Here is a 17,362-nt window from a genome sequence, read left to right as displayed (position 1 = left end):
AACGTTGAGATGAGTAGCAAGAAGATGCAAAGTCGGGGGCTTGGCCGCGGCCTCTCGGCCTTGATGGCCGATGTCAACGAAACTGCCGCGAAACCCGATGGACACACATTGCGCCAACCCGACATGATGGTGCCCATTGAGCGGGTCCACCCGAACCCGGAGCAGCCGCGCCGCCATTTCGATACGGACTCCCTTGCGGATCTGTCGCGGTCCATTCGGGAAAAAGGTATAATACAACCGCTGATTGTTCGACAGAACCCGCGTCAGGCCGCTGCCTATGAGATCGTTGCAGGGGAACGCCGTTGGCGCGCGGCACAAATGGCGCAGCTGCACGAGATTCCGGTCATTGTACGAGATTTCAGTGACACCGAGGTTCTTGAGGTTGCGATCATCGAGAATATCCAGAGGACCGACTTGAACCCGGTGGAAGAAGCGACAGGCTATAGTCAACTCATGACCAAATTTGGCCATACGCAAGAAAAGCTCGCCGAAGTCCTAGGCAAGAGCCGAAGCCACATCGCCAACGCCGTGCGCCTCCTGAACCTGCCAGAGGAGGTGCTGACCTATCTGCGCGAGGGGCGGTTGTCCTCGGGCCATGCGCGGGCCCTCATAACATCCGAAGATCCGACGACATTGGCCCGCGAAGTCATTCGACGCTCTCTTTCCGTCCGTGAAACTGAAAAACTTGCCAAGTCCGACGTGGCTTCCGGCCAGGCCACGAAAAAATCCGGGAGCGCAAAGTCCGGCTCGACCGTGAAGGATGCCGATACCGTAGCGCTCGAGGAAGACCTTTCGGCGAATCTTACGATGTCCGTTTCCATTGACCACCAGCCAGGACAAGAGACCGGACAGATCACAATCCGCTACACGTCTTTGGAGCAACTCGATCGGCTTATTGGTATGCTCAGCGTGTGATGACTATCACTGGTCTGGCAAGATCTCGGTAAGGATCGTATTCAGCACGGGAATCCCTCGCCGTGTCGCCATCAGGCGCGTGCCGCGACGTTCTAGCATTCCAATTTCCTCAAGATGGCGCACACAATCCTCGTCCAGAGAGGATCCGTTCAGCGCGGTAAACCGGGTCATGTCAATCCCCTCGCGAATGCGGAGCCCCATGAGGAGATACTCAGCGGCTTGCGTTCCTGGCGAAAGTGGTGTGCTGCACCGCTCGGTTTGACCGCCCTCGGCCTCCGTAAGCCAGCGCTCTGGTTGCAGCCACGTTTCCGTCGCATACCTCTGACCTGCACGCGTCACCCGGCCGTGCGCACCGGGGCCGATCCCGATATAATCTCCGTAGCGCCAGTAATTCAGGTTATGCTTGGATTCCGCACCGGGTTTGGCATGATTAGAAACCTCATAGGCGCCCATGCCGGCTGCGTCGCAGATCTCCTGCGTTATAAGATACATGTCCGCAGCGAGATCGTTTTCAGGCAAACCTTTCAGGGTTCCAGCGGCGTGACGCATCCCGAAACCGGTACCGTCCTCAATGGTCAGTTGGTAGAGTGACAGATGCTCACCAGTCAAGGTTAACGCCTGTCTAAGCTCGTCCTGCCAATCTTCCAATGTCTGGTGCTGGCGGGCATAGATGAGATCGAAGCTCACCCGCTCGAAATGTGCCGCTGCCACATCCAGCGCCTTCTCTGCCTCTGCAACAGAGTGCAATCGTCCAAGCCTCTTCAGATCCGGATCATTTAGGGCCTGCACCCCCAACGACACACGAGAGACGCCTGCGGATGCATAGGCACGGAATCGACCTGACTCCACCGAACCGGGATTGGCCTCGAGTGTCACTTCAAGGTCGTTCGCGACCGGCCAGCGTTTACGGATGCGCTCCAGAATCGCTGCGACGGTTGCCGGGTCCATGAGGCTGGGTGTTCCACCCCCAAAGAAGACCGATCCGAGAACGCGGCCTGAAAGCGCGTCCGCATATCGGTCGATTTCAGCAAGATAGGCATCCCGCCAGCGTGCCTGATCAATTTCACGCGCGACATGGCTGTTGAAATCGCAATAGGGGCATTTTGCCTCGCAGAACGGCCAATGCAGGTAGAGCCCAAAACCCCCGTTCTGCCAGTCCTCAGCCAAAACAAGCCGCCACGAATTTCGAGAACGCATCGGCCCTATGGCTTATGCGGTTCTTCTGGTGGCCGTCCATTTCGCCAAAAGTCAGTTCATGACCCAGCGGTTGAAAAATCGGGTCATACCCATGCCCCTCCTTGCCGCGCATCGGCCACACGAACCAGCCCTCAGCGAACCCATCGAAGACTTCATCCGTTCCTTCCGGCCAGGCCAGTACGAGCGTGCAACAAAAACGCGCCGTCCAAGGCTGAGGCGCCTTGCCTGCCACCAGCTCGTTATGAGCCCGCGTCATTGCCATGACAAAGTCACGGCCAGTCTCTGTTTCAGCCCAATTCGCGGTATAAACTCCCGGCGCGCCGCCAAGGGCGTCGATCATGATGCCGGAATCGTCAGCCAAGGCCGGGAGGCCGGTGGCCTTAGCGGCCGCATGGGCCTTGATCCTGGCATTGCCGACGAAGGTCGCTTCGGTTTCCTCCGGTTCGCTCAGCCCCATCTCGGCGGCACCCTTAACCATGACGCCGAAGGGAGCCAGAAGCGTTATGATCTCTTCGAGTTTGCCGACGTTATGTGTGGCCACCAGAAGAGCATCTTCGGTAAACTTACGCACCGGTCGCCTCGCGCTGTTTTGCGACAAGACTACTCACTCCGGATTCCGCCAGGTCGAGCAACGTGTTCATTTCATCCCGACTATAAGTCGCTCCTTCAGCACTCATTTGCACCTCAATCAGTCGCCTCGTTCCGGTCATGATGAAATTTCCGTCGACGCCCGCTTCGCTGTCCTCCGGATAGTCAAGATCGAGGACAGGCTGACCGGCATAAATTCCACAGGAAACCGCCGCCACCGGATCGACCATCGGATCGCTGATCACATCCCCTGCCTTCATAAGTTTCGCGACCGCGAGACGCAGTGCAACCCAACCGCCGGTAATCGACGCACAGCGCGTGCCCCCATCCGCCTGAATGACATCGCAATCCACGGTAATCTGACGCTCGCCCAGTGCCACACGATCCACTCCGGCACGCAGCGAGCGCCCGATCAACCGTTGGATTTCAACCGTGCGGCCGCCCTGCTTGCCAGCCGTCGCCTCGCGCCGCATGCGGCTCCCGGTGGAGCGCGGAAGCATGCCATACTCCGCCGTCACCCAGCCCAATCCTGTTCCCTTCACGAAGGGCGGCACCCGGTCCTCGATTGTCGCCGTGCACAGAACATGCGTGTCGCCCATCTTGATCAGGCAAGAGCCCTCGGCATGCTTCAACACGCCGGTATCGATTGAAACTGGCCGCATTTCACTTAAATCTCTACCCGAAGGCCGCATTTCGTTCCCCTTTTCGCTTTGGCTCGGGGATACATGCGGCGGGCCCCGGAAGGCAAGCCCGATTGACCTTTGCCGCAGCCCGTCTTTAATGGCGGGTCAGACAGGAACCGTGCCGAATGAACGACGCCAGCAAGATTCTGGATCAGCTCAACGACCGCTCGCGCGAGGTGTTTCGGCGTGTGGTCGAGACTTATCTCGCCCATGGCGACCCGGTAGGCTCCCGTACTTTGACTCGAGACTTCAGCGAAAAAGTCAGCGCGGCAACGATTCGCAACGTGATGCAGGATCTCGAATATATGGGTCTTCTTGGAAGTCCTCATATCAGCGCCGGGCGCGTACCGACCCAAGAGGGGCTACGCATGTTCGTTGATGGCCTCCTCGAGGTGTCTGACCTCGAACTCTCTGACCGCCGCATGATCGACGCCACCGTCACCAGCAATTCCCAAGATGTGGGGGGCATTCTTGATCGAATCGGTTCGGCGCTCTCGGGGGTTACGCGTGGCGCATCTCTGGTTCTGGCACCCAAGCACGAGGCCCCGATCAAGCACATAGAATTCGTAAGCCTCGCCCATGACCGCGCATTGGTCGTGCTGGTGTTTTCCGACGGACATGTGGAGAATCGAATCTTTACGCCCCCACCCGGCCAAACGCCCAGCTCGATGCGAGAGGCTGCGAATTTTCTAAACGCGTTGATCGAGGGGCGTACCCTCTCGGATGTTCAGCGCGTCATCGCGTCCGAGATCGATAAACGCCGCCAGGAAATCGACACATTGGCACAGGCTATGGTCGATAGTGGTCTTGCGGTCTGGGACGGCGAGGGTGACAATTACGAGCGCCTGATCGTCCGCGGACGCGCGAATCTCCTCGGTGCCGGGGCCGAGGACGAAGAGCTTGACCGCATCCGCATCCTATTTGACGACTTGGAGCGCAAGCGCGACATTGCGGAATTTCTCGAATTGGCCGAGGAAGGCGAGGGCGTGCGCATCTTTATTGGCTCGGAGAACAAACTTTTCTCACTTTCGGGTTCCTCTTTGGTCGTCTCTCCATATATGAACGCTGACCGTAAGATCATTGGTGCAGTCGGGGTCATCGGCCCGACGCGCCTGAATTATGGGCGGATCGTGCCGATCGTGGACTACACCGCACAACTGGTAGGCAAACTGATCTCCGACCGGAGTTAGAGGTGATAAATGGCAGAGCCGAAAGAAGACAGCTTCCTTGACGATATCGAAGAGGCGGCGGCAGAAGAGCACGAATATTCCGGAGGCGAAATCTCCGATGAGGCTGCGGAAATAGATGCGCTCCGGGCCGAGCGGGACGCACTTCAGGACAAGTTCATGCGCGCACTCGCCGATGCCGAGAACGCGCGCAAGCGTTCTGAGAAGGACCGACGCGAGGCCGAGAATTACGGCGGCTCCAAGCTCGCACGCGACATGCTGCCCGTGCATGACAATCTCAAGCGCGCGCTCGACACGGTAACCGAGGACCAGCGTGCCGGTTCCGCTGCCCTGTTCGAGGGGATCGAATTGACCCTGCGTGAGTTGCGCAACGTCTTTGCCAAGCATGGCATCACCGTCATCGACCCGCAGGTTGGCGACCGGTTCGACCCCCAGCATCACGAGGCGATGTTCGAGGCCCCGCTGCCTGGTACCAAGGCGGGGGAGATCATTCAGGTCTCAGCCCAGGGCTTCATGCTGTATGATCGCATCCTGCGCCCGGCGCAAGTCGGCGTATCGTCCAATCGCGACTGACGACAGGGCGGGGCATTACCCCGCCTTGGCCGCCAACCCTTTCAATTCATAAAGCAGATCCAGCGCCTCACGCGGGCTGAGCGTGTCGGGAAGAATATCCTCCAGCCGCGTCTCCACCTCCGAACGGCGCAGCGGCACCGGGGCAGGGGGCGGCGTCGCGGCAAAGAGCGGCAGATCGTCGATCAGCGCCTTTTGCGCACTACCGCCCTCCCGCTCGCCTTTCTCAAGCGCGTCAAGCACCACCCGCGCCCGTGCGACCACAGTCTCGGGCAGACCAGCGAGTTTCGCCACCTGAACCCCGTAACTGCGATCCGCCGCGCCGCGCCGCACCTCATGCAGGAAAATTACGTCGCCGTCATGTTCCTTGACTGCCACGGTGGCGTTGTCCACCCGCTCGAGCTTGTCACTCAGATTGGTCAGCTCATGGTAATGGGTCGCAAAAAGCGCCCGGCAGCCATTCACGTCATGCAGATGTTCGAGCGTCGCCCAGGCGATGCTGAGCCCGTCATAGGTTGCCGTGCCACGCCCGATTTCGTCAAGGATAACAAGCGCATGATCGTCCGCCTGATTTAGAATCGCTGCCGTCTCGACCATTTCCACCATGAAGGTCGAGCGCCCGCGCGCCAGATCGTCTGACGCGCCCACCCGGCTGAAAAGCTGGCTGACCATTCCGATATGCGCCGATCGCGCGGGCACATAGCTGCCCATCTGCGCCAAGAGCGCAATCAGCGCGTTCTGCCGCAGAAAGGTCGATTTACCAGCCATGTTCGGCCCGGTCAGCAGCCAGATATCACTCTCTCCGCCGAGAGCGCAATCATTGGCAATGAACGGCGCGCCACCCTGCGCTCGCAAGGCCCGCTCAACCACCGGATGCCGCCCGCCTTCGATCTCCAGCGCACGGCTCCCATCTACCTTGGGGCGACACCACTGCTCGGCCTTCGCAAGATCAGCCAATGCCGTGGCAAGGTCGAGCTCGGACAAGCCACGCGCAACCTGCGCAATCTTTGGCGAAAGCTCCAGAATCGCGCCCTTCAGGCTTTCAAAGAGGCGCTTCTCGATCTCCAGCGCCCGCCCTCCGGCATTGAGGATACGGGTTTCCATCTCGCTCAGCGGCACGGTGGTAAAGCGGACCTGATTGGCCGTGGTTTGGCGATGCTTGAACGTCTCGTTCAGCGGTGCCGCCAGCATCTTCTCCGCATGGGTCGCCGTGACCTCGACGAAATAACCTAACACGTTGTTATGCTTGATCTTAAGCGAGTTGATCCCGGTCTCGCGGATATAGTCGCCCTGCATGGCCGCAATCACACTGCGCCCTTCATCGCGCAGCTTGCGTGCCTCGTCGAGATCGGTGTCATATCCCGGCGCGATGAACCCGCCATCGCGCGCCAACAGTGGCGGTTCCGCAACAAGCGCCCGATCCAGCAGATCAATCAGCGCGTCCTGCCCGGTCAGAGCCGAGGTGGCCTCGGCCAGCAGGGGCGGCAACTCGATGCCGTCCAGACGTTCCGCGATCTCCGCCGCCTGTCCCAGCCCGCTCCGAACCGCCGCCAGATCGCGCGGTCCACCCCGGTCCAGACCCAGCCGAGATAACGCGCGGTCCAGATCTGGAACCCGGCGCAACGTCTCACGCAAATCTGCCGACATGCGGCCCTGTTCCACAGCAAAACCCACCGCCTCCAGCCGGTCCTGTACCACCTCCAGCTCCCGGCTCGGGCTTGAGAGCCGCCGCTCCAGCAGCCGCCCGCCGCCCGCGGTCACCGTCCGGTCAATCGTTGTCAGCAGCGATCCTGCTCGCTTGCCATCCAGCGCATGCGTGAGTTCCAGATTCCGCCGGGTTGCGGCATCAATCTGCATAACCCGTGCCTGCACCTCTCGGACCGGCTGGCGCAGCAATGGCAGCTTGCCCTTCTGCGTGATCTCCAGCCATTCGACAATCGCCCCCATCGCCGCAGTCTCGGGACGGGTGAATTGCCCATAGGCCTCCAGTGTACCGACGCCAAAAAGCGCGCAAAGCCGCTTCTCACCTGCCGTGCTGTCAAACGCGGCCTGTCCCAAAGCGGTCAGCGACGCACCGCAATCAGACACCGTATCGGCCAAGTTCGCCTCATCTCCCTCCGACACAACCACTTCCCGCGGGGTCAATCGCGCCAGTTCGGGCCCAAGCCGCGCGGCAGATAGCGGCATGACGTGAAACGCACCGGTGGAAATATCGACCCAGGCCAGCGCCCCGTCGCCGCGCACCTGCGCGAAGGCCGCAAGGTAATTGTGCCGCCGCGCGTCAAGCAGGCTTTCCTCGGTCAGCGTACCGGGGGTCACCAGCCGCACCACCTCGCGCCGCACCACCGATTTCGAGCCGCGTTTCTTCGCCTCCGCCGGGTCCTCCATCTGCTCGCAGACCGCGACCCGAAATCCCTTGCGAATGAGCGTCAGCAGATAGCCCTCGGCGGAATGCACCGGCACCCCGCACATGGCGATGTCTTCGCCCAGATGCTTTCCCCGCTTGGTCAGCGCGATATCAAGCGCCTCGGCCGCCGCCGCTGCGTCATCAAAGAAAAGCTCATAGAAATCGCCCATCCGGTAGAACAGCAACGCCCCTGGATATTCGGCCTTGATCTCCAGATATTGCGCCATCATTGGCGTCACGGCCGCGGCTGCGCTGGTCACTTTTGCCCCCTGATCTGCTTGCGGCTGACCTTACAAACCCGCAGCCACGCGCGAAAGCCCAAACCGCGTTTCGGTTGAGCGCCGCGCAAGCCCTCGCTATGCAGGATACAGCTTGGTCAAGCCTGGGCTCGAAGATGTGGAAAACGGATCCGAACCCGGTTGGCGCCCATAAGATCAGCTTTATGATGTAGGGTAACGCATGATCTATTCATTCGGCTCGATCAATGTCGATCACGTCTATCGCCTGTCGCGCTTGCCCGCCCCGGGCGAGACGCTGGCGGCGGATACCTACACACGCGTCTTGGGCGGCAAGGGCGCCAACCAATCCATTGCCACCGCCCGCGCCGGTGCATCTGTGGTGCATATCGGAGCGGTCGGGCAAGACGGAGACTGGATGCGCAGAACGCTCGCAACAGAAGGGGTGAGTGTGGACCACCTCGTTACGCTCGATACCGTGTCGGGTCATGCCGTGGTCATGGTCGATGCGTGCGGCGAAAACGCCATCGTGCTCCATCCCGGGGCCAATCGCAGGGTGCCGGTCCCGTTGATCGAGGCCGCGCTAGGCCACGCACGGCCCGGCGACTGGCTGCTGATGCAGAACGAAACGAGCGGCCAGGTCGAGGCCGCACAGCGTGCCCGCACCCTGGGTCTGCATGTCGCCTATTCCGCCGCACCGTTCGATGTGGCGGCGGTGCGCGCCGTGCTGCCTTTTGTGTCGCTCCTCATCCTAAACGCGATCGAGGCCGGACAGCTCTCACAGAAGCTTGGCGCGGTTGACGTGCCGCTGATGCTCGTGACCCGAGGGGCCGATGGTGCGGAATTGTTCAACGCGACATCGGATGAAACACTATTCGTTCCCGCCTTTTCCGTTACTGCGATTGATTCGACCGGCGCCGGCGACTGTTTCGCAGGATATGCGGTGGCGGGCCTCGCCGCTGGTCTTGCGCCGAGTCAGGCGTTGCGCCGCGCCTCTGCCGCAGCGGCGCTTCAGGTCCAGCACCCCGGCGCGTCGGTGGCGATTCCGACCGCAGCGGAGGTTGATGCCTTTCTTGCCGCTCAGGACTGACCGGCAAAGGGCGCCTCATTACCCCAAAGCTCTTTCACTCGCGCATCGCGTCCGCAGGCGTCACGGTAGAGCTTGTAGGCGCTCGCCTTGGTGCGGGGCCCGAACCGCGTCAGCACGATATTGCCGCTCTTGTAATAATCCTGATGGTAGGCATCGGCTGGCCAGAAGCGATCGAGCGGCAGGATGGGTGTGACAATGGTTTGGCCCAATGCGTCGGTCGCATTCTCCTTTGCCGTTTTTGCGAGCCTGTTTTCTGCTTGATCAGAGACGAAGACCCCGGTCTCATAACTCTCGCCCCGATCACAGAACTGGCCGCCGTCATCTGTCGGGTCGACCGAGCGAAAGAAGAGGTGGAGCAGTTGTTCGCGCGTCACCCGCGTGGGGTCGAAGGTGATTCGAACCGCCTCCAGATGGCCGGTGCCGCCGCTGGTCACCTGTTTGTAGGTGGGATTCTCGACCGTGCCGCCGGCAAAGCCCGACTCGGCCTCGATCACGCCCTTCACCTTCTCGAAATCGGCCTCGACGCACCAGAAGCAGCCGCCCGCCACAACGAGCGTTTGCGTGTCTGCCGCGCGCGCCTCCTTCGCTTGCAGGCAGAGGCCGACCACGATCAGCGCCGCTAGTGTCGCCGCCTTGAGTTCCCGAAGATATGCCACCATTGAAATGCCCTCCTGTTCGCCTTCAGTCTGACGCAAAACCGGCCTCACACCAATCGACGAGCCTGTGAGGTCACGCCCTGTTGAGCGATATTTCGCCCTTGGCACCGGATTTCGGCGGACATACGCTGCACCGAAAACCGTGAGGGGACCACGATGACCGACCACCAGACGACCCATGCCGCGCAAGAGGACGCGCGAAATGAAGAGATTCTGATCTGGCTTAACGGGCGCATTGTCCCCAAGGCCGAGGCGCTGGTGAGTGTTTATGACAGCGGCTTCATGCTGGGCGACGGCGTGTGGGAGGGGATGCGCCTCTATAACGGCAAATGGGCCTTCGTCGACGAGCATCTGGATCGCCTCTTCGAGGCCGCGCGCGCCATAGATCTCGATGTCGGTATGACCCGGAATGAGGTGTTTCAGGCCATCACAGACACACAGCACGCAAATGGCATGACCACAGATGCCCATGCGCGCCTCATGGTCACAAGGGGGATCAAGACGCGGCCCTTCCAGCATCCGTCGCTCAGCCAGCAGGGCCCGACGGTGACCATCATCATGGAACACTCACAGCCGAAAATTACCCGGTCGATTCGCCTTGCCACCGTGCCGCATATCCGAGGACTGCCGATGACGCAGGACCCCAAGCTCAATTCCCATTCCAAGCTCAATTGCATCCTCGCCTGTATTGCGGCGGAAAAGGCCGGCGCCGACGAGGCGCTGATGCTTGATATCCACGGGTTCGTGAACACCACCAACGCCTGCAACTTCTTCATCGTGCGCAAGGGCGCGGTCTGGACGTCCACGGGGGATTACTGCATGAACGGCATCACCCGGCAAAAGGTGATCGACCTTTGTCGCGAGGAAGCCATCCCGGTTTACGAGAAGAACTTTTCCCTGGTCGAGGCATATGGTGCGGATGAGGCGTTTCTCACCGGCACGTTCGGGGCACAAACCCCGGTCAGTGAAATTGACGGGCGGCAGATCGGAGATGGCGGGCAAGGGCCGATGACCAGCCGCATTCAAGAACTCTACAACGCTCTGATCCAGCGGGAAACGCGGTAAGGCGGCACATTTGCGCTAGGTGGATGTGACGATGTAGGGAGTCTCGAACCAGAATTCCTCAAGGTTGGCACCGGGGCCGATGCGGTCGATAACGGCGAATTGCCCTGCCTCATTCAGCGGGGTCAGCACCCCGTGCCAGACGCCGCGATGCAGGTTGATCGCCTGCCCGGGTTTGGTGATGAAGGCGCGCGGCGCGCCGGGCGCTCCTTCTGCATCCTCTGCCACGATCACGAGGCACGTCAACGGCCCCAGCGGGAGGAAAGCCTGACTGCCCAAAGGGTGCCGCTCGACCATCTCCACGACATGCGGCAGGTGGCGGGCCTCTGCGTCGAACAGGCTTATTCCTGCCCGCCCGTCGCTGAAATCGAGCTGCGCCAGATCGCTATGCCGCGCGCAGAGGCCCTGATTGATCATCGCGGTCGGCGTCGCCCGGGGCTCTATCACGTCGCCGAAGGGTGCGAAGTCACAAGCTGTCAATGGCGCAGCGGTGAGGGGGATGGGGTCGCTCATGTCAACATGTCCCGCAGGCGCAGGGCGGCGATGCGCTCGACCTGTCGGCAGGCCTCGGCGAACTCGGCCTCGCTGTCCTGGACCAACCGCCGCTCCATCGCGGCGAGAATGCCTGCGGTGTCGTGGTCACGGACCGCGATGATGAAGGGAAAGCCGTGCCGCGCCATGTAATCGGCGTTGAGCCGTTCGAAGGCGGCGCGGTCCGCATCGCTGAGCCGGTCGAGGCCCGCGCCTGTCTGTTCTGCCGCGCTCTCTGGACTCACTCGCCCGGCGGCGGCCAGTTTTCCCGCCAGATCGGGATGCGCGCGCAAGACACCAAGTCGTTCCTCGTGGCTGGCGTTGCGGAACGCGCGGCAGAGCGCGTTATGCACCCCCGCCGCGCAATCATACGCCGGGCCGAGTTCGAGCGCATGGGCGCGCTCGGCCACCCAGCGCGAGTGTTCGAATACTCCGCCGAAGCGCGCGACAAAGCGGGATTGATCCATTTCGCTGGGGCGTTCGGGGTGCGCGGGCGGATGCGTGCGCGCCCAATGCTCGGCGATGTCGATGCGGCGCGGGCACCAGACGCCGTCGAAGCCCTGGATATGCTCGATGAAGCGGCGTAGCCCGGCAATCTTGCCGGGCCGTCCGATCAGGCGGCAATGAAGGCCCACGGTCATCATCTTCGGCGCGCCCGCCACGCCTTCGGCATAGAGCGTGTCGAACGTGTCGCGTAGATAGCTTTCGAACTGCTCGCCGGTGATCCAGCCGGGCGAGGTGGCGAAACGCATATCGTTGCATTCGAGCGTGTAGGGAATGATCAGTTGACCGCACCCGGACACGTCTACCCAATGCGGCAGGTCGTCGTCATAGGCGTCGGAAATATAGGCGAATTGCCCTGTCTCGGCGGCCAGCCGCACGGTATTGGTGCTGCAACGCCCGGTATACCAGCCGCGTGGCGGCGTGCCGGTGACCTCTTCGTGCAGACGAATCGCCTCGGCGATGGCCGCGCGCTCTTCGTCCTCGGGCATGTCCTTGTGCTCGACCCATTTCAGGCCGTGGCTGGCGATTTCCCAATTGGCCTCCTGCATTGCCACCACCTGCTCGGGGCTGCGGGCGAGGGCCGAGGCGACGCCGTAGATCGTCAGGGGAATGCCCGCGCCGGTGAAGAGGCGATGCAGCCGCCAGAACCCGGCGCGCGCGCCGTAGTCGTAGATCGATTCCATGTTCCAGTGGCGCTGTCCGGGCCAGGGGGCGGCACCGGGAATATCCGACAGGAACGCCTCCGAGGCGGGATCGCCATGCAGCACGCAATTCTCGCCGCCCTCTTCGTAGTTGAGGACGAATTGCACGGCGATGCGCGCCCCGCCCGGCCAGTGCGGATCGGGGGCGTTCGGGCCGTGGCCGCGAAGATCACGAGGGTAACGTTGCATCAGTCTCCACCGGTTGTTGCGCGCCGGGTGCCCGGCGGTGTCAGTCTAGGGCAAGCAGATCAAAAGCACTTTCCAATATCACTTGAAAGAGTTGTTTCCGAATATGCGTGCCGCCACCTTGTGCAGGGCGCATGGCCTGAGCCATGTTACGACTTGACGAAGGGGGTCGAGATGACTGGCTATCTGACGACGCATGTTCTGGATACGGCACGCGGGCAGCCCGCTGCCGGGCTGACGATAGAGCTGTTCCGGATGCAGGGCGAGACGCGCACGCATATCCGCACGCTGACGACCAATGGCGATGGCCGCACCGATGGGCCGATCCTCCCCGAGGACGCCTTCGCGCCCGGCACCTATGAGCTCGTGTTTCATGCCGGAGCCTATCTGGAGGCGGTGGGTTTGGCTGCAGATGGCCCCCGGTTTCTCGACCTGGTGCCGATCCGCTTCGGCATAGCGGAGGCCGCGCATTACCATGTGCCGCTGCTGCTGTCGCCGTTCGGGTATTCGACCTATCGGGGGAGTTGAGCCGCGTGTCGGCGCGCCGCCGCCGACATTCACTCCGGCATCGCCGCCAGGATACGCTCGATCATGAATTCGATCAGCAGCCGCGCCTTGGGGTCCTGCCGTCGTTTATGCGGATAGAGACAGGCCATCTGGATGGGCACCGGCGACTCACTCTCCAGCACCGGGACAAGACGGCCCGCCTCGAGATGGTCATGCACCTCGAACCGGGGTTTGAGGATGATGCCGTGCCCGTTGAGCGCCCACTGCGTCAGCGCATCGCCATGATCCGACTCAAAAGGGCCAGAGACCGAGATGCGCCGTACTCCGTCGGGCGTGCGTAGCGGCCACTGGAATTCGGGCGCGCCGGCATAGCGCAGGTTCAGACAGTCATGCGCGCCCGAGGCGAGGCTTTCGCTGGATTCGGGCAGACCCTTGCGCGCGATATAGGCGGGTGCAGCGCAAAGGATGCGTTCGCAATCGGCAATCTTGCGGATGCGGAGCGACGAATCTTCGGGCACGCCGAGAAAGAACATCGCATCGAGCCCCTCGGTTGCCAGATCGAGCCTGCGGTCGGACAGGCGCAGGCGGATGTTGATCAGCGGATAGAGCGCCTTGAAGTCAGGCACGGCGGGCGCGATGATTCTTTGGCCTAGGCCAAGCGGGGCCGCAATGTGCAGCGTGCCGCGCGGGCTGCGGGTGACCTGCCCGATTTCGGCCTCGGCCTCGTCCACCGCCTCGATGATCCTGAGTGCGCTGTGATAGAAGAGCGCACCCTGCTCTGTCGCATTGAGCTTGCGCGTGGTGCGCTGAAACAGGCGGATGTCGAGATGTTCTTCGAGAGCGGCGATGCGTGCCGAGGCCACCGCCGCTGAGATCCGCTGATCGCGCGCGGCGGCGGACATGCTGCCCAATTCATAGACGCGCACGAATGTTCTGATATTCTCCAGATAGGCCATGCGCCGAGATTATTAGCGTATTCTTGAAACAGCTAGGGATTTTTCCCGGATGCAGGGCAATCGCGTCTTGTGGCATGCAGGGGGTGCGAAGAGACCAAGGAGATCGCGACATGCTCGATCCTGCCATCATCTGGGACTGGCTCGGCTTTGCGCTGCGCTGGCTGCATGTCATCACGGCGATGGCGTGGATCGGATCGTCGTTCTATTTCATCGCGCTCGATCTGGGGCTGCGGCGGGCGGATGACCTGCCCGAGGGGGCGCAGGGCGAGGAATGGCAGGTCCATGGCGGCGGGTTCTATCATATCCGCAAATACCTCGTGGCCCCGGCGCGGATGCCCGAGCATCTGACCTGGTTCAAATGGGAGAGCTATTCGACATGGTTGTCGGGGGCGGCGCTCTTGATGGTCATCTACTGGGCGGGGGCCGAGATCTACCTGATCGCCCCCGAAAGCGGGCTGAGCACGGGGCAGGCGATCGCGATTTCCGCGGCCTCTCTGGGGCTTGGCTGGCTGATCTATGACCGGCTGTGCAAATCGGGACTGGCGGGGCGGCCGACGCTGTTGATGCTGGTTCTCTTCGTGCTGCTGGTCGCGATGGGCTGGGGCTATACGCAGGTGTTCACCGGGCGCGCGATGATGCTGCATCTGGGGGCCTTTACCGCCACGATCATGACGGCGAACGTGTTCTTCGTCATCATGCCCAATCAGCGCATCGTGGTGGCCGATCTCAAGGCCGGGCGCGTGCCGGAGGCCAGATATGGTCGCATCGCCAAGCTGCGCTCGACCCACAACAATTACCTCACCCTGCCGGTGATCTTCCTGATGCTGAGCAATCATTACCCGCTGGCCTTTGCCACGCAATACAACTGGATCATTGCGGCGCTGGTTTTCCTGATGGGGGTGACGATCCGGCATTTCTTCAACACCATGCATGCGGGCGGCGGTTATCGCTGGTGGACATGGGCGGCGACGGTGCTGCTCTTTGCCGCGATTGTCTGGCTCTCGACCGCAGCCATGCGCCATGACGCGATCGAAGACAGCGCCGCTCGCGCCCTCACCCCGCGCGAGCGGGTCTTTGCAGAGGCCGACGGCTTTGACGAGGTGATGGCGATCGTGCCGGGGCGTTGTTCGATGTGTCATGCACGTGAACCGTTCCTTGAGGGCATCCGTCATGCGCCAAAGAACGTGCTGCTTGAAACCGAGGCTGACGTCGCAGGCGCTGCCCGTGCGATTTTCTTCCAGGCTGGGATGAGCCATGCCATGCCACCGGCAAACGTGACTTACATGGAGGAATCGGAACGGCGAGTTTTGCGTGACTGGTACCGCGCCGCAACCGACCGCGGCGCCTGACCCCAATCAGCCTGCCGACTTCGATTTTCCCCGCCATGGCCAAAAAAAGACTCAATTCTCTGCCTTAGCGTTATACAAACCAAAGCGGCTTCATGTATGACAAGAAAAACAGAGATTTGAGGAGCAGGTGATGCGTCGGAAAGTCGAAAAAGCAATTTTTCCGGTTGCGGGTTTGGGGACGCGGTTTCTTCCGGCGACGAAATCGGTGCCCAAGGAGATCATGACGCTGGTGGATCGTCCGCTGGTGCAATACGCGATTGACGAGGCGCGAGCGGCGGGGATCAAGGAGTTCATCTTCGTGACCTCGCGCGGCAAGGGGGCGCTGGAGGATTATTTCGACAACGCCCCGCAATTGGAGCAGGAACTGCGCAAGAAAGGCAAGGACGAGCTGCTCGAGATCCTGAAATCGACCAATATGGACAGCGGCGAGATTGCCTATATGCGCCAGCACAAGCCGCTCGGTCTGGGCCATGCGGTGTGGTGCGCGCGGCGTTTCATCGCGAACGAGCCCTTCGCCGTGATCCTGCCCGATGACGTGATCGCCGCCGAGAAGCCGTGCCTGCAACAGATGGTCGAGGCCTTTGAGGAGGTGGGCGGCAACATGGTCGCCGCGATGGACGTGCCGGATGCGGCGACGCAGTCCTATGGCATTCTCGACGTGAAGGAGGACATGGGCAGCATCGTGTCGACGCAAGGCATGGTGGAAAAGCCCGAGCCGGGCAGCGCGCCGTCGAATCTGGCGGTGATCGGGCGCTATATCCTGACGCCCACGGTGTTGCAGAAGCTCAACAAGAAGCAGGCGGGCGCGGGCGGCGAGATCCAGCTGACCGATGCCATCGACGCGGCGCGCGCGGAGGGCGAGGAGGTCTATGGCTATCGCTTTCAGGGGCAGCGTTTCGATTGCGGTTCCAAGTCCGGGTTCCTGCAGGCGACGGTGGCCTTCGCGCTGGCGCGCGACGACCTGCGCGACGATCTGTGGAATTACATCTCGGATGTGGTGCATGCCGAAAAGGCCGCGCAGTAGACTGAGGCACGGGGGCGGCTTTTGACGAATGTTCTGGTTACCGGAGGTGCGGGCTATATCGGCAGCCACGCCTGCAAGGCGCTCAGCCGCGCAGGCTATACGCCTGTTACTTATGACAATCTGAGCACCGGCTGGGAAGACGCCGTCAGGTTCGGCCCGTTCGAGCAGGGCTGTCTCACGGATCGCGCGCGGCTCGACCGGGTGTTCGCCGCCTACCGGCCGCGGGCGGTGATGCATTTCGCCGCCCTCAGCCAGGTCGGCGAGAGCATGCGCGCGCCAGAGCTTTACTGGCACAACAACGTGGCGGGCTCGCTCAGTCTGATGCAGGCCTCGGTGGCGGCGGGCTGTCTCGACATGGTGTTCTCTTCGACATGCGCCACCTATGGCGATCAGGACAACGTGCTGCTGGATGAGGGATGCGCGCAGCATCCGATCAACGCCTATGGCGCCTCGAAACGCGCGATCGAGGACATGCTGCGCGATTTCGAGGTGGCATACGGCCTGCGCCACGTGATCTTTCGCTATTTCAACGTGGCGGGGGCCGATCCCGAGGCCGAGGTTGGCGAGTTTCACCAGCCCGAGACGCATCTCATTCCGCTGATGCTGGATGCGATCGATGGCAAGCGCGACGCGCTGACGATCTTCGGCACCGATTACGACACGCCTGACGGCACCTGCATCCGCGATTACGTGCATGTCTGCGATCTGGTGGATGCCCATGTGCTGGGGCTGAACTGGCTGGAAGAGGGACGCGGCAGCCGGGTCTTCAACCTCGGCACCGGGCGCGGCTTTTCGGTGCGCGAGGTGATCGAGCAATCGGCGGCGGTGACCAATCGCGCCGTGCCCATCATCGAGGGGCCGCGCCGTCCGGGCGATTGCACGCGGCTTGTCTCGGGGTCCAGCCGGGCGACGGCGGATCTCGGCTGGCAGCCCGCCCGCTCGACGCTGACGCAGATGATCGGAGATGCCTGGCGCTGGCATCAGTCTGGACATTACGCGAAATAGCACCGACC

17 protein-coding genes are annotated in these 17,362 nt (G+C 62.0%); 9 read left to right on the top strand and 8 right to left on the bottom strand.

The genetic code is table 11. The features are described 5' to 3' along the window. Nucleotides 1-9: 9 nt before the first annotated feature. On the top strand, nucleotides 10-915 hold the full coding sequence (locus ACSSV4_RS01845; protein ID WP_454273062.1) for a ParB/RepB/Spo0J family partition protein: 906 nt from the start codon (nucleotides 10-12) through the stop codon (nucleotides 913-915). 6 nt (nucleotides 916-921) lie between these two features. Here ACSSV4_RS01845 and hemW read toward each other — a convergent pair whose 3' ends face one another. Genes hemW through rph form a run of 3 tightly spaced genes read right to left on the bottom strand, consistent with a single transcriptional unit; the run spans nucleotide 922 to nucleotide 3,392 of the window. Then, entirely contained in the window at nucleotides 922-2,112 is a 1,191-nt protein-coding gene (gene hemW, locus ACSSV4_RS01840; protein ID WP_454273061.1) for a radical SAM family heme chaperone HemW, read from the bottom strand. Next, entirely contained in the window at nucleotides 2,075-2,683 is a 609-nt protein-coding gene (gene rdgB, locus ACSSV4_RS01835) for an RdgB/HAM1 family non-canonical purine NTP pyrophosphatase (protein WP_454273060.1), read from the bottom strand. Before rdgB ends, hemW begins: the two co-directional genes overlap by 38 nt. Further along, a complete protein-coding gene (gene rph / locus ACSSV4_RS01830; protein ID WP_454273059.1) occupies nucleotides 2,676-3,392 on the bottom strand; it encodes a ribonuclease PH in 717 nt (238 codons plus the stop codon). Before rph ends, rdgB begins: the two co-directional genes overlap by 8 nt. Before the next feature lie 116 nt (nucleotides 3,393-3,508). Here rph and hrcA point away from each other — a divergent pair, with 116 nt between their 5' ends. Continuing rightward, nucleotides 3,509-4,573 carry a heat-inducible transcriptional repressor HrcA gene (gene hrcA, locus ACSSV4_RS01825; protein WP_454273058.1) on the top strand — a complete coding sequence of 355 codons (1,065 nt, stop codon included), beginning with the start codon at nucleotides 3,509-3,511 and terminating at the stop codon, nucleotides 4,571-4,573. 9 nt (nucleotides 4,574-4,582) lie between these two features. Continuing rightward, nucleotides 4,583-5,143, top strand: a complete 561-nt coding sequence (locus ACSSV4_RS01820) for a nucleotide exchange factor GrpE (RefSeq protein ID WP_454273057.1) — start codon at nucleotides 4,583-4,585, stop codon at nucleotides 5,141-5,143. A 15-nt stretch (nucleotides 5,144-5,158) separates the two neighbouring features. Here the strand turns inward: ACSSV4_RS01820 and mutS are convergent, their stop codons facing one another. Beyond that, nucleotides 5,159-7,777, bottom strand: a complete 2,619-nt coding sequence (gene mutS, locus ACSSV4_RS01815; protein WP_454273396.1) for a DNA mismatch repair protein MutS — start codon at nucleotides 7,775-7,777, stop codon at nucleotides 5,159-5,161. A 229-nt stretch (nucleotides 7,778-8,006) separates the two neighbouring features. Here mutS and ACSSV4_RS01810 point away from each other — a divergent pair, with 229 nt between their 5' ends. Next, nucleotides 8,007-8,873 (top strand): ribokinase, encoded by an 867-nt coding sequence (locus ACSSV4_RS01810; RefSeq protein WP_454273056.1) that lies wholly within the window; start codon nucleotides 8,007-8,009, stop codon nucleotides 8,871-8,873. On the opposite strand, the gene msrA is transcribed toward ACSSV4_RS01810, so the two are convergent. Continuing rightward, nucleotides 8,864-9,532: a peptide-methionine (S)-S-oxide reductase MsrA gene (gene msrA, locus ACSSV4_RS01805; protein ID WP_454273394.1), complete on the bottom strand. Its 669-nt coding sequence runs from the start codon at nucleotides 9,530-9,532 to the stop codon at nucleotides 8,864-8,866. The two genes, ACSSV4_RS01810 and msrA, sit on opposite strands and share 10 nt — an antisense overlap. 153 nt (nucleotides 9,533-9,685) lie before the next feature. Here msrA and ACSSV4_RS01800 point away from each other — a divergent pair, with 153 nt between their 5' ends. After that, on the top strand, nucleotides 9,686-10,594 hold the full coding sequence (locus ACSSV4_RS01800; RefSeq protein WP_454273055.1) for a D-amino acid aminotransferase: 909 nt from the start codon (nucleotides 9,686-9,688) through the stop codon (nucleotides 10,592-10,594). A gap of 15 nt (nucleotides 10,595-10,609) precedes the next feature. On the opposite strand, the gene ACSSV4_RS01795 is transcribed toward ACSSV4_RS01800, so the two are convergent. Then, complete coding sequence (locus ACSSV4_RS01795; RefSeq protein WP_454273054.1) at nucleotides 10,610-11,104, bottom strand: ureidoglycolate lyase; 495 nt, start codon at nucleotides 11,102-11,104, stop codon at nucleotides 10,610-10,612. Further along, nucleotides 11,101-12,516: an allantoinase PuuE gene (gene puuE, locus ACSSV4_RS01790; RefSeq protein WP_454273053.1), complete on the bottom strand. Its 1,416-nt coding sequence runs from the start codon at nucleotides 12,514-12,516 to the stop codon at nucleotides 11,101-11,103. Before puuE ends, ACSSV4_RS01795 begins: the two co-directional genes overlap by 4 nt. Nucleotides 12,517-12,687: 171 nt before the next feature. Between puuE and uraH the strand changes: the two genes are divergently transcribed. Beyond that, nucleotides 12,688-13,041, top strand: coding sequence for a hydroxyisourate hydrolase (uraH, locus tag ACSSV4_RS01785; RefSeq protein ID WP_454273052.1), 354 nt, complete (start codon nucleotides 12,688-12,690; stop codon nucleotides 13,039-13,041). Between the two features lie 29 nt (nucleotides 13,042-13,070). On the opposite strand, the gene ACSSV4_RS01780 is transcribed toward uraH, so the two are convergent. Next, nucleotides 13,071-13,976 (bottom strand): LysR family transcriptional regulator, encoded by a 906-nt coding sequence (locus ACSSV4_RS01780; RefSeq protein WP_454273051.1) that lies wholly within the window; start codon nucleotides 13,974-13,976, stop codon nucleotides 13,071-13,073. A 110-nt stretch (nucleotides 13,977-14,086) separates the two neighbouring features. Here ACSSV4_RS01780 and ACSSV4_RS01775 point away from each other — a divergent pair, with 110 nt between their 5' ends. The 3 genes from ACSSV4_RS01775 to galE all read left to right on the top strand — a co-directional run bounded on the left by ACSSV4_RS01775 (nucleotide 14,087) and on the right by galE (nucleotide 17,354). Then, nucleotides 14,087-15,325, top strand: a complete 1,239-nt coding sequence (locus ACSSV4_RS01775) for a urate hydroxylase PuuD (protein WP_454273050.1) — start codon at nucleotides 14,087-14,089, stop codon at nucleotides 15,323-15,325. A 130-nt stretch (nucleotides 15,326-15,455) separates the two neighbouring features. After that, nucleotides 15,456-16,349 (top strand): UTP--glucose-1-phosphate uridylyltransferase GalU, encoded by an 894-nt coding sequence (gene galU, locus ACSSV4_RS01770; RefSeq protein WP_454273049.1) that lies wholly within the window; start codon nucleotides 15,456-15,458, stop codon nucleotides 16,347-16,349. Between the two features lie 21 nt (nucleotides 16,350-16,370). Further along, nucleotides 16,371-17,354, top strand: coding sequence for a UDP-glucose 4-epimerase GalE (galE, locus tag ACSSV4_RS01765; protein ID WP_454273048.1), 984 nt, complete (start codon nucleotides 16,371-16,373; stop codon nucleotides 17,352-17,354). Nucleotides 17,355-17,362 lie beyond the last annotated feature (8 nt).

Source organism: Roseovarius sp. MBR-154 (assembly GCF_053628595.1).
Note: the sequence above shows the minus strand (reverse complement) of the source record. Positions and strands in the feature narration are given on the sequence as shown.

What these genes read in the sequence shown, in the direction of transcription:
- ACSSV4_RS01845 (WP_454273062.1), top strand. Translation starts at nt 10, where the DNA reads ATGAGTAGCAAGAAGATGCAAAGTCGGGGGCTTGGCCGCGGCCTCTCG.
- hemW (WP_454273061.1), bottom strand. Translation starts at nt 2,112, where the DNA reads ATGCGTTCTCGAAATTCGTGGCGGCTTGTTTTGGCTGAGGACTGGCAG.
- rph (WP_454273059.1), bottom strand. Translation starts at nt 3,392, where the DNA reads ATGCGGCCTTCGGGTAGAGATTTAAGTGAAATGCGGCCAGTTTCAATC.
- hrcA (WP_454273058.1), top strand. Translation starts at nt 3,509, where the DNA reads ATGAACGACGCCAGCAAGATTCTGGATCAGCTCAACGACCGCTCGCGC.
- ACSSV4_RS01820 (WP_454273057.1), top strand. Translation starts at nt 4,583, where the DNA reads ATGGCAGAGCCGAAAGAAGACAGCTTCCTTGACGATATCGAAGAGGCG.
- mutS (WP_454273396.1), bottom strand. Translation starts at nt 7,777, where the DNA reads ATGATGGCGCAATATCTGGAGATCAAGGCCGAATATCCAGGGGCGTTG.
- ACSSV4_RS01810 (WP_454273056.1), top strand. Translation starts at nt 8,007, where the DNA reads ATGATCTATTCATTCGGCTCGATCAATGTCGATCACGTCTATCGCCTG.
- msrA (WP_454273394.1), bottom strand. Translation starts at nt 9,532, where the DNA reads ATGGTGGCATATCTTCGGGAACTCAAGGCGGCGACACTAGCGGCGCTG.
- ACSSV4_RS01800 (WP_454273055.1), top strand. Translation starts at nt 9,686, where the DNA reads ATGACCGACCACCAGACGACCCATGCCGCGCAAGAGGACGCGCGAAAT.
- ACSSV4_RS01795 (WP_454273054.1), bottom strand. Translation starts at nt 11,104, where the DNA reads ATGAGCGACCCCATCCCCCTCACCGCTGCGCCATTGACAGCTTGTGAC.
- puuE (WP_454273053.1), bottom strand. Translation starts at nt 12,516, where the DNA reads ATGCAACGTTACCCTCGTGATCTTCGCGGCCACGGCCCGAACGCCCCC.
- uraH (WP_454273052.1), top strand. Translation starts at nt 12,688, where the DNA reads ATGACTGGCTATCTGACGACGCATGTTCTGGATACGGCACGCGGGCAG.
- ACSSV4_RS01780 (WP_454273051.1), bottom strand. Translation starts at nt 13,976, where the DNA reads ATGGCCTATCTGGAGAATATCAGAACATTCGTGCGCGTCTATGAATTG.
- ACSSV4_RS01775 (WP_454273050.1), top strand. Translation starts at nt 14,087, where the DNA reads ATGCTCGATCCTGCCATCATCTGGGACTGGCTCGGCTTTGCGCTGCGC.
- galU (WP_454273049.1), top strand. Translation starts at nt 15,456, where the DNA reads ATGCGTCGGAAAGTCGAAAAAGCAATTTTTCCGGTTGCGGGTTTGGGG.